Raw genomic sequence first — 10,890 nt, 5'->3', positions numbered from 1 at the left:
AATATAGTCAGCCGCGGGTCGGAGGATTAGCTTAGGCAGTCACGACCAATCCGATCCGAGGTGTGCGATGGTGCTTGAAACATGGCTGGCGTTCTTTGCCGCCAGTTGGGTAATCAGTCTTTCTCCGGGAGCCGGCGCCATTGCGTCGATGTCCTGTGGCTTGCAATACGGTTTCTGGCGCGGTTACTGGAACGCCCTGGGCCTGCAACTGGGCCTGGCCTTGCAGATTGCCATTGTCGCCGCCGGTGTTGGCGCCATCCTTGCCGCATCTGCCACCGCCTTCTATGCGATCAAGTGGTTCGGTGTGGCCTACCTGGTGTACCTGGCGGTCAAGCAATGGCGCGCGCTGCCCAGCGATCTCAGCGATGACGCGGCCATCCGTCCCCTTGGCAAGCCTCTGGCCCTGGTGTTTCGCGGCTTCCTGGTGAACATCAGCAACCCCAAGGCCCTGGTGTTCATGCTGGCAGTACTGCCGCAGTTCATCGACCCCCATGCGCCGCTGGTCCAGCAGTACCTGATTCTCGGCGCCACCATGATCGTGGTCGACCTGATCGTCATGGCCGGCTACACCGGGCTGGCGTCCAGGGTCCTGCGCTTGTTGCGTACCCCGGTCCAGCAGCGGCGGATGAACCGTACCTTCGCCGGTTTGTTCCTCGGCGCGGCGGGCTTCCTGGCGACCATTCGCAAAGCTGCGGCCTAAGTTATCCAGAGACAAAAAAAGGCGACCCCACGGGTCGCCTTTTTCGTTTGCGTACGGCTTAGCGCAGGATTACCGGCGCTGTGTCCGGCGGCAGGTTGTTGCGCATCGGCGCTTGCCCCGGTTGCTCGTAGCCACCGCGACCCAACTGCTCGGCCATCTGCCGGGTAACGTCTTCGCCCAGGGCCTTGGAGACTTCGCGTACCACCCGTGGCCGGTTCAGCGAGACACGGATGTCGCGGCTGTTCACCAGCTTGGTGTCCTGGCCTTCGCCCATGGCGGTGAACGCCGAGGTGATCTCGAAGGTGCGGGTGTTGATCAGGCTGAAGTCCGCCACCAGGGTCAGGCCCAGTACCGCCGAGTAGCTGTTGGTATTGGCCAGCTCGTTGATGTCCTGGGTGAAGTCGATGTCCGACACCGTGCCGAACAGCACGTAGTCGGCACCCTTGAAGTTGCCCGCCTTGATGCGCTTGATGATGTCGTAGACGTTGGTCTTGGACGCGTCGGTGTGGGGCGAACCCTGCACCAGCTGGAACATCCCGGACTTGAGAATCCCGCCCTTGATATCACCGGTGAACTTGCGCAGTTCGCCTTCTTCGATGTAGCTGGTGCTGGCTTCCAGTTCGTTGTAGCTGGCCGAACCGCTGGAGCTGTAGTAGCCCTCGCGGTAGTTCTGCTGGGCCGAAACCACGTGAATGTATTCCTGCACACGTTCCTGGTAGGCCAGGTCCATGACTGCAACTTTCGGGGCCGCCTGGGCGCTGAACGCACAGGCCAGGGCCAGGATGCCAATCCATGCACGCATTGTTTAGCGCTCCGTGGTCTTGCGGATCTCTTTCTCGTCCATCCACTCGGCCAGACCGCTCTCGACGTCGATCAGTTGCAGGCTGAATTTGTAGAAGACGTCCTTGTAGTCGCTGCTGCGCTTGACGATGGAGCTGATGGAGCCTTCAAGACGGTATTTGGCGGCGACCATGTTGCCAGTCTTGGCCACGGTGGATTTCTTGTACAGGCCGCTCTGGTTCTGCAGCTTGAGCTGGTCGACCTGGCTCTGCATGGCGGTGTTGTCGCTGGCGAAGCGGGCGGTGCCGGACTTCATCAGCTGGGTCTTGATCGAGGTGGTGATCTCGCGGGTGTCGATGTACTCGCTGGTCTTGTTCTTCACATCGTAGACCTGCACCACCGGGCGACCCTGGAGGATGCCGGACTGGGCCAGGGAGCGGGTCATGGATTCGGCGATCATCTGCAGGTCGGTGGAACCGAACTCGTTGGTCACCAGTTCCACGGCCTTGCTGTCGCCGTAGCTGATGTTCTTGCCGCCCAGGACCGGGGAGTTATTGGCGCAGCCGCTGGCCAGCAGGGCGACCACGGCGAGGAAGGAAAAGCGTGCAAACATGGAAGTGCTCTCTTGATCGGGTTCAGGAACGGCTTATTGGGTTTTGACTTCCAGGCGGAAGTCAGTGGCCTTGGGCACCGGCGCGATGGCCGGCAAGAAGGTGGCCTGGGCCGCGTACAGGTTGAAGACTTTCCAGCTTTCTTCATCGGCAACCGGGAAACCGTCGTCACCCAGCCAGACAAAGCGGTAGTACATGGTCATGTTGGTGTGGCTGGTGTTGTTCAGTGCCACCTTGACCGTCAGGAAGCCGTTTTCACGGGCGACCCGCATCGCGCCGATGGCGATGTTGTTGAACTTGTTCATCACCACCACCTTGCTCGCGGCGCTGCCGGGAGCAGGAGGTGGCGGGGTGGCGCAACCGGCCAGAAGGGCCAGTGCGGCAACAGCGAGGAGTTTCAGGCGCATGGAGGGCTCCGCTTAAGGACGTTGGTTGCTGGCCATGTTCTGGCCGGCGTTGTTCGGGATGACATGGGCGGCCAGGCCGCTGCTGAACACCTGGTTGCCCACCACGCGCAGGGCGATCACCTGATAGCGCTGATCAACCTTGACCTGCACTTGAGTGCCGCCCTGGGCGTTAGGCAGGCTGAGGCTGTGCTCGCCCTGCTTGAGACGCAGGCGGGCGACCTGGGTGTTGTCCGGCAGGGTGCGCCAGGTGCGGGTATCGGCCCCTTCGGTCACCGCCGAAGCCAGGCCCACGGCCAAGCCGGCCAGGGGATTGACCTCGTTGAGGTTCTTTTGCGCCACGCCACGGGTCACTGCACGCACGGTGGTGCGCAGGATGATCCCCGGCATGTCGTCACGCAGGGCGCGGCGGGACATGGCGGTGGTGCTGTTGAGCAGAGTCAGGTTCTGCTGCTGACCATCGATGCCGATCTGGGTGAAGGTCTGGGTCGAGGTATCGGCCTTGATCACCGGGAACGACAGTGGGGTGATGACCAGGTTGCCGTTGATCGGCAGCGGTAGGGGAATGCGCACCGAGTCCCGTGCTGGGGCCAGGCCGCTTTGCACCACGATCAGCACGTCGCTCTCATCGGCCGCCAGGGCCGCTACCACCGGAGCCTTGACCGGAGCCTTGGCTGCTGCCTTGCGTTTGGACTTGGCCGAGGATTTGCCCGGGGCTTCGACTTTCACCGGTTCCACGGGGGCGTCCAGGTTCAGCAGGGCCTGTTCCAGCAAGGGCGTGTTGGGACGCAGTTCCGCAGCCTTGCGGTAGCCGGGAGCCGCCAGGTCCTTCTCGCCCAGGGCTTCATAGACGAAGCCGGCCAGGTAGTGGCTGAACGCACTCTGGTAGCTGTTCTTCAGGTTGACCACATCGGGAGCATCAAGGGCTTCCACGGGATAGCCCTTGAGGTCCTTGTACTCGGTTTTAACCCCTTGCTTCTCGGCTTCGTCCTCGCGCTTGAGGTATTCCTTGTCCCGCAGTTCGGCGATCACCGCTTCGCGTTCGTGGGTCTTCTTGATCGCCATGCGGGCGCCGTCGAAGTCGTTGCTGGCCAGCAGGTTCATGGCCATCTGGGTCGTCAGCATGACCTTTTCGTAGTCATAGCCTTCGTAGCGACGGACTTTGTCGTTGACCAAGAAACTGCCGAACTGGGCCAGGTACTTGTCGGTGTCGAGCTTGACCGAGTCTTCCCAGTTGCCCACGACCTGATCGGCATGGCCCCAGGCGGCCTGGCTGCCATTGAGGTCGCCCTTGGCCCGCAGCAACTCGCCCTTTTCGAAGTAATAGAGCAGGTCCTTGTCTTCACCCTTGTTGTTTTTTTCCAGCAGGGTCAGGGCGGCATCGAGGTTGCCGGCACGCAGTTGCTGGTTGGTTTCCTGAAGCTCGTTGTCGTAGCTGCGAAAGGCCGAACAGCCTGCGAGCAGGGTGACTGCGCCGAGCGCAATCGAGGTGAGGACGCGGGATGCCATGGGTACTTCTTCTTCCCTGAATGAGACAGCCTGGCGTGCGGGTCGGGCTGGACGAACCCATTGGCAGGAACTGCGGCTACGCTGCCAATTCCTCATAAAAAGAGGAGCTTAAATGCCGTCTCGCTATAACGAGGGCGCGGCATTATAAACGTGGATTCTGGCGCTGTAATGGCTTTTTAACTTCAATTTGATTGGTGTTTGCCACTATGTGAGCGGCTGCTCATTGGTGGTCGAACCAGGCCGCCAGCGGGTTCTTTTCCAGGGGCGCGGGGGCGATGACGAACAGCTGATCGCCCACGCGCCGCAGGCTGATGACCTGGTAGCGCTGGTCCAGCTTGAAGCGCAGTTCGCCGGTCTTGCCCAGGGTCAGTCGGTGTGGGCCTTTTTTCAGGCGCAGGCGAGTTACCTGGGTGGTGTCGGGGAGGGTGCGCCAGGTGCGGGTGTCGGCATCTTCTATCAGCACGTTGAGACGCTGACGTTCCTTGGCCCGTTCCGGGTCCTTTTTAAGTTGCTGTGCTTGGAAGGAGGCGTAGGACTGGGCGCGATAGGTGGTACGCAGGATGATCCCCGGCATATCGTCACGCAGGGCGCGGCGGGACATGGCGCTGACACTGTTGAGGGCGGTCAGCTTCTGTTTGCGGCCATCCACGCTGATCTGGTTCAGGGCGCTGGTGGAGTGATCGGCCACCATGATCGGAAAGGACATCAGTGTGGGGATCGGCTGACCCTCGATGTCCACGGTCACCGGCAATTGCACCGAGCCGCGGGCGGGTGCCAGGCCGTTTTGCACGATGATCAGCAGGTCGCTTTCGTCGGCCTTAGCGGATGCCCGATCGAGGCTGCCCAGGGCCTGCTCCAGCAGCGGGGTATGGGGACGCAGCTCGATGGCCTGGCGATAACCGGCGGCGGCCAGGGCCTTTTCCCCCAGGGCTTCGTAGAGGTAGCCGGCCAGGTAATGGCTGAAGGCGCTCTGGTAGCTGTTTTTCAGCGCCAGCACTTCGGGAGCGTCCAGGGTGGCGACCGGATAGCCCTGCAGATCCTGGTAGCGCACGTTGATGCCCTGGTTGCGGGCCTGCTCTTCGAGCTGCAGGTATTGCTTGTCCCGCAGCTCGGCGATCAACGCTTCGCGTTCATGGGTTTTCTTGATCTCTATGCGCGCGCCGTCGAAGTCCTGCAGGGCCAGGTGGTTGATCGCCATCTGGGTGGTCAGCATGACCTTTTCGTAGTCATAGCCTTCGTAGCGCCGGACCTTGTCGTTGATCAGGTAGCTGCCGAACTGGGCCAGGTACTTGGCGCTGTCGAACTTCACCGATTCTTCCCAGGTGAACACCACTCGGTCAGCCCGGCGCCAGGCCAGCTGGCTGCCAATCAGGTCGCCCTTGGCCCGCAGGAGCTCGCCTTTCTCGAAGTAGTAGAGCAGGTCCTTGTCCTGCCAGGGATTGTGCTGCTCCAGCAGGTCCAGGGCGCCGTCGACATTGCCTGCTTGCAGTTGCTGGTTGGTCTGTTGCAGCTCCAGGTCGTAGTTGCGAAAGATCGAACAGCCGCTCAACAGCAGCAGGATCGACAGCAGCATGGGTATGAGGCAGCAGGTCATAGATGGTGTTTCTTCCCTGAACGAGACCTGCAAGAGGTGGCGCATTATCAGTGGCAGGCATTGGGCAGGGAAGGGCTATCGGGTCGTGGCGGCGGGCTTGAGCGCTTGTCGCACGGTTGGCGGGCGAGTGCCGTTGGGCAGGCACTGGTCGGCGCAAGTGTTGCAACAGGCGGATAAGCCTTGAGTGAAACTCATTGGGAGTGAACAATATGTTACTTCGTATTTCCGTTTGAGATTCGTTCATGACTGGCCCTTCCCGTTTACTGGCATTGCTGGTGCTGCCGCTGCTCGCGCTCTGCAGCTTCAACCTGCTGGCCGATACCGTCGATGGCGCGCCCAAGGCCCTGCATCTGCTGGATTACATTGGCGCCGATTACCCGCCCACGGTTGAAGCCGGCAAGGTCATCGACGAGTCCGAATACCGCGAGCAGGTGGAGTTTCTCGGGGTCCTGCAGGGGCTGATCGCCGACCTGCCGGCCAAGCCGGAGAAAGCCGAGCTGGAGCAGGGCATCGTCAGCTTGCGCAAGGCGGTGGACGACCGCGTCGAGGGCAGCCAGGTGGCACGCCTGGCGCGGCAGATGGGGGCCAAGCTGGCGGTGGCCTATGAGGTCAGCCAGGCGCCGGTCATCACCCCGGACCCTGCTCGCGGTGCGCCGCTGTATGCCCAGCATTGCTCGGTCTGCCATGGGGAGAAAGGCGCAGGCGATGGTCCGGCAGGTGTGGGCATGACCCCGCCGCCGGCCAATCTGCGGGATGCCGAGCGCCTTGATCGCCTGAGCCTGTACGCGGTCTACAACACCCTGGGGCTGGGGGTCGAAGGCACCGACATGCCGGCCTTCGCCGATCAGTTGGATGACCGGCAGCGCTGGGACCTGGCCACCTACATCGCCGGGTTCAGCGCCGATCCTGCGGCGGCCAAGGGCGAGCAGAGCTTCAATCTGGCCGACCTGGCCCGGCAGACGCCTGCTGAAGTGCTGGCTGCTCAGGGGCCGCAGGCAGCGGCCACTTTCCGTGCCCAGCGGGCCCAGCCGCCTCAGGTCAAGCGTGGCCCGGCGCAGTTGCTGGACTACACCGCTTCGACCCTGGACAAGAGTCTCGCGGCCTATCGCAACGGCGAGCATGAGCAAGCCTACGATCTTTCGGTAGCGGCTTACCTGGAAGGTTTCGAACTGGTGGAAAGCTCCCTGGACAACGTCGATGCCACGGTGCGCAAGGACACGGAGAAGGCCCTGATGGCCTACCGGCAGTCGTTGCAGGACGGATTGCCGGTGGCCCAGGCCGAACAGCGCCTGGACGCCGCCAAGGCCAAGCTCAAGGCGTCCGCCGAGTTGTTGGGTGGCGACAGCCTGAGCTGGTCCCTGAGTTTTATCTCCGGTTTGCTGATCCTCTTGCGCGAAGGCCTGGAAGCCATTCTGGTGCTGGCGGCGATCCTCGCGTTCCTGCGTAATACCGGCCAGCAATCGGCGGTACGCAGTGTCAACGTCGGCTGGGGCCTGGCGCTGTTGGCCGGCCTGGCCACCTGGGCCCTGGCGGCTTATGTGATCGACGTCAGCGGTTCCCAGCGGGAGCTGCTGGAGGGTGCCACGGCGTTGTTCGCCAGTGTCATGGTGCTGTGGCTCGGGGTATGGATGCACGATCGTCGGCATGCGGCGGCCTGGCAGGATTACATCAAGAGCAGCCTGGTGGGCGGCGGCGGGCGTTTCGGTTTTGCCGTGCTGGCGTTCTTCTCGGTGTACCGCGAGCTGTTCGAGGTGATCCTGTTCTACGAGACCCTGTGGCTGCAGGCAGGCCCAGCCGGGCATAACGCGGTCATGGCTGGTGGTGCCACCGCTCTGGTGTTGCTGGTGGGCCTGGCGTGGGTGATCCTGCGGGGCTCGGCCAAGCTGCCTCTGGCGCTGTTCTTCGGCATCAACGCGGCGCTGCTGTGTGCCTTGTCGGTGGTATTTGCCGGGCACGGGGTCAAGGCCTTGCAGGAAGCGGGCATCTTCGGCACCCGGCCAGTAGCCTTCTTCGATTTCGACTGGCTGGGCATTCATGCCGATGCCTACTCGCTGGGGGCTCAGGCTGTGGCGATCCTGGCGATCGTGGTGCTGTACAGTCGCAGCCGCATGAGTGAGAAGCAGCGACTGCGCGCGTCTTGAGTCGACAGCGTCGCTGATCGCGGGCGAGCCCGCTCCTGCGGGGGCTGGCTTGCCCGTTTTGCATTTTGTGAGGAGAACATCAATGCGTGTCTGGATCGATGCCGACGCTTGCCCCAAGGCGGCCAAGGATCAGGTGGTGCGCTTTGCCTTGAAGCGCCAGTTCGAGGTGGTGCTGGTGGCCGGGCAAGCGCAGATCAAGCCGGCTTTCGCCTGCGTCAAACTGATTGTGGTGCCCAGTGGCCCGGATGCTGCCGACGATTATCTGGTGGAGCATGCCGTGCCCGGTGAGCTGGTGATCTGCAGTGATGTGCCCTTGGCCGACCGCTTGGTGAAAAAGGGTGTGTCGGCCCTGGACCCGCGTGGCAAGGAGTTCGATGCGCAGAACATGGGGGAGCGCCTGGCGGTGCGTAATCTGTTCACCGATCTGCGGGAGCAGGGGCAGGTCAGTGGCGGACAGGCGCCTTATGGCGAGCGGGAGAAGCAGGCCTTCGCCAATGCTCTGGACCGGATTCTGACCCGGCTGGCGCGTCAGGCCTGAAGGAGGAACCAGCGGCTCCTCCTGAAGCGGGGTGTCAGGGAGTCACTGCTCGCCTTCGTGGGTCAGTTCCAGCACCCGGTCTACCAGCTTGTTGATCCCGGAGGCGGCTTCGCTGATGGATTGCGCCAGCATATAGGCCGGGGTGCTCACCAGTTTGCGCGCTTTGTCTTCGACGATGTCGCCTACTGCGCATTCGGTGTGGCTGGCGCCCATTTTGCCCAGGGCCGCTGCGGTATCGGCATCGTTGCCGATGGTGCAGGTCACGCCAGGACCATAGATCTTCGCCGCCAGGGCCGGAGCGATGCACATCAGGCCCACCGGTTTGCCCGCTTCGGCAAAGGCTTCGGCCAGAGCCAGGACGTCCGCCTGGACTGTGCAGTCCGCGCCTTCGGTGGCAAAGCTGGAGAGGTTCTTGGCTGCCCCGAAACCGCCGGGCACGATCAGCGCGTCGAAGTCTTCGACATTGGCCTCGCGCAGGTCCTTGACCTGGCCACGAGCAATGCGCGCCGATTCCACCAGCACGTTGCGGGTCTCGGGCATGGCTTCGCCGGTCAGATGGTTGAGCACATGCATCTGCGGGATGTTCGGGGCAAAGCACTGCACCTGGGCGCCGCGCTGGTCGAGGCGCAGCAGGGTCATCACGCTTTCGTGGATCTCGGCACCGTCGAACACGCCGCAACCGGAAAGGATCACTGCAACTTTTTTGCTCATGGTTTTTCTCCTGGTTCAGGGTGCTGACAGCATGCCAATGACCGGCGAGTTACTCCACTGGTGTCGTCGAAGCCTTGGCCTGTTCGGCGGCTTGTTCGGCATCATAGATCTGCTTGGCCAGACGGGCGTTCTTGAAGCGTCGGCGCAGCCACAGGCCGAAACCCAGTACCAGCAACGCGCCCAGCACCCACAGCTCGTACTTCTTGATGCTGCCGAGCATGCCTTCCATGACCGCGCCGAAATGGTAGGCGGCCTGGGCCAGGGCCACGGCCCAGACGGCCGCGCCGATGCCGTTGAGCAGCAGGTAGCGGCCCGGCGGATAGCCTGACAGACCAATGGCCACTGGCATCACGGTGCGCAGGCCATAGACGAAGCGGAAGCTCAGCACCCAGATATCCGGATGCTTGCGGATATGCTCCAGCGCCCGATCGCCCATCATTTGCCAGCGCGGTTTGCGCGCCAGCAACTTGCGGCCATGCTTGCGCCCCAGGAAGTACCACAGCTGGTCACCGGCGTAGCTGCCGAAGAAGGCAACCACCATCACCAGGTTGATATCCATGTATCCGCGGAACGCTAGAAACCCGGCTAGAACCAGAATGGTTTCGCCTTCGAAAAACGTACCGAGAAAGAGGGCGAAATAGCCGAAATCCTGAAGAAATTGTTGGAGCATTGTCTGGATGCTGGCGAAATGAACGCGCAGCCTACCCCTTCGACGACGTTGGGGAAAGTATCGAAATGTGTCTCGACGTGAACAATTGGGCCAATGACAATGAGTGTTGCTGTCGGTCAACAGCTTGAGCACAACTGTCATCTGTTCGTCATAATGCCCGCTTATAACTGTCACGCTCGCCCGCCAGCGCGGGCCCTGGAGTCCGCCGTGAGCTTTACCCCTGCCAGCCGCCTGTTCCCTGCCACTCGTCTGCGGCGTAACCGCCGTGATGATTTCTCGCGCCGTCTGGTGCGCGAAAACCGGCTGAGCGTGGACGACCTGATCCTGCCGGTGTTTGTGCTCGACGGTGAGAATCGCCGTGAGGCGGTGGCCTCGATGCCGGGCGTGGAGCGCTTGACCATCGACCTGTTGCTGGAAGAGGCGGCGCATTGGGTCGAGCTGGGGATTCCGGCCCTGGCGCTGTTCCCGGTGACGCCGGCCGGGCTCAAGTCCCTGGATGCGGCCGAGGCCTGGAACCCTGAAGGGATTGCCCAGCGTGCCACCCGCGCCTTGCGCGAGCGCTTCCCGGCGCTGGGCGTCATCACCGATGTGGCCCTGGACCCGTTCACCACCCATGGCCAGGACGGCATCCTCGACGAACAAGGTTATGTACAGAACGACATCACCGTCGATGCCCTGGTGCGTCAGGCCCTGTCCCACGCCGAGGCCGGCGCCCAGGTGGTGGCGCCGTCGGACATGATGGACGGGCGGGTCCAGGCGATCCGCGAAGCCCTGGAGCTGGCGGGGCACGTCAACGTGCGGATCATGGCCTACTCGGCCAAGTACGCCAGCGCCTATTACGGCCCCTTCCGCGATGCGGTGGGTTCGGCGCTGAACCTGGGCAAGGCCGACAAGGCCTCGTACCAGATGGACCCGGCCAATGGTGACGAAGCCCTGCATGAAGTGGCGGCGGACCTGGCGGAAGGGGCGGACATGGTCATGGTCAAGCCGGGCATGCCGTACCTGGATATCCTTTTTCGGGTCAAGGATGAATTCAAGGTGCCGACCTTTGTCTATCAGGTCAGCGGCGAATACGCCATGCACATGGCGGCGATCCAGAATGGCTGGTTGGGTGAAGGGGTTATTCTTGAATCCCTGACCGCTTTTAAACGTGCAGGTGCTGATGGCATCCTGACTTACTTTGCCGTTCGTGCTGCTCAATTGTTACGAGAGCAAAAATAGCCCTCCCAGGA

11 protein-coding genes are annotated in these 10,890 nt (G+C 62.5%); 4 read left to right on the top strand and 7 right to left on the bottom strand.

What is annotated here, in order from left to right; all coding sequences use genetic code 11:
* The first annotated feature begins 67 nt into the window (after positions 1–67).
* Positions 68–700 carry a LysE family transporter gene (locus KHO49_RS15495; protein ID WP_102881253.1) on the top strand — a complete coding sequence of 211 codons (633 nt, stop codon included), beginning with the start codon at positions 68–70 and terminating at the stop codon, positions 698–700.
* Positions 701–758: 58 nt separating this feature from the next.
* Here the strand turns inward: KHO49_RS15495 and KHO49_RS15490 are convergent, their stop codons facing one another.
* From KHO49_RS15490 to KHO49_RS15470, 5 genes are all read right to left on the bottom strand, one after another.
* Complete coding sequence (locus KHO49_RS15490; RefSeq protein ID WP_102881252.1) at positions 759–1,502, bottom strand: penicillin-binding protein activator LpoB; 744 nt, start codon at positions 1,500–1,502, stop codon at positions 759–761.
* Between the two features lie 3 nt (positions 1,503–1,505).
* Positions 1,506–2,093, bottom strand: coding sequence for a penicillin-binding protein activator LpoB (gene lpoB, locus KHO49_RS15485; protein ID WP_060841666.1), 588 nt, complete (start codon positions 2,091–2,093; stop codon positions 1,506–1,508).
* Positions 2,094–2,126: 33 nt separating this feature from the next.
* Positions 2,127–2,498, bottom strand: coding sequence for a YcfL family putative periplasmic lipoprotein (locus KHO49_RS15480; protein WP_060841665.1), 372 nt, complete (start codon positions 2,496–2,498; stop codon positions 2,127–2,129).
* A gap of 12 nt (positions 2,499–2,510) precedes the next feature.
* The gene (locus tag KHO49_RS15475) at positions 2,511–4,004 is read right to left on the bottom strand and encodes a COG3014 family protein (RefSeq protein WP_213665234.1); all 1,494 of its coding nucleotides are present in this window, start codon (positions 4,002–4,004) and stop codon (positions 2,511–2,513) included.
* 220 nt (positions 4,005–4,224) lie between these two features.
* Positions 4,225–5,598, bottom strand: coding sequence for a COG3014 family protein (locus tag KHO49_RS15470; RefSeq protein ID WP_213665233.1), 1,374 nt, complete (start codon positions 5,596–5,598; stop codon positions 4,225–4,227).
* A gap of 242 nt (positions 5,599–5,840) precedes the next feature.
* Here KHO49_RS15470 and KHO49_RS15465 point away from each other — a divergent pair, with 242 nt between their 5' ends.
* Both KHO49_RS15465 and KHO49_RS15460 read left to right on the top strand, forming a co-directional pair.
* Complete coding sequence (locus KHO49_RS15465; RefSeq protein ID WP_110652925.1) at positions 5,841–7,739, top strand: cytochrome c/FTR1 family iron permease; 1,899 nt, start codon at positions 5,841–5,843, stop codon at positions 7,737–7,739.
* Positions 7,740–7,821: 82 nt separating this feature from the next.
* Complete coding sequence (locus tag KHO49_RS15460) at positions 7,822–8,277, top strand: YaiI/YqxD family protein (RefSeq protein ID WP_102881247.1); 456 nt, start codon at positions 7,822–7,824, stop codon at positions 8,275–8,277.
* 42 nt (positions 8,278–8,319) lie between these two features.
* Here the strand turns inward: KHO49_RS15460 and elbB are convergent, their stop codons facing one another.
* Both elbB and KHO49_RS15450 read right to left on the bottom strand, forming a co-directional pair.
* Positions 8,320–8,988 carry an isoprenoid biosynthesis glyoxalase ElbB gene (gene elbB / locus KHO49_RS15455; RefSeq protein ID WP_213665232.1) on the bottom strand — a complete coding sequence of 223 codons (669 nt, stop codon included), beginning with the start codon at positions 8,986–8,988 and terminating at the stop codon, positions 8,320–8,322.
* A 49-nt stretch (positions 8,989–9,037) separates the two neighbouring features.
* The gene (locus KHO49_RS15450) at positions 9,038–9,658 is read right to left on the bottom strand and encodes a DedA family protein (RefSeq protein WP_110652927.1); all 621 of its coding nucleotides are present in this window, start codon (positions 9,656–9,658) and stop codon (positions 9,038–9,040) included.
* Between the two features lie 207 nt (positions 9,659–9,865).
* Here KHO49_RS15450 and hemB point away from each other — a divergent pair, with 207 nt between their 5' ends.
* Positions 9,866–10,879 (top strand): porphobilinogen synthase, encoded by a 1,014-nt coding sequence (hemB, locus tag KHO49_RS15445; RefSeq protein ID WP_060841658.1) that lies wholly within the window; start codon positions 9,866–9,868, stop codon positions 10,877–10,879.
* Positions 10,880–10,890 lie beyond the last annotated feature (11 nt).

It is taken from the genome of Pseudomonas sp. RC4D1, assembly GCF_018390395.1.
GTDB lineage: Bacteria > Pseudomonadota > Gammaproteobacteria > Pseudomonadales > Pseudomonadaceae > Aquipseudomonas > Aquipseudomonas danubii.
This window is presented reverse-complemented; position numbering and strand designations above follow the sequence as displayed.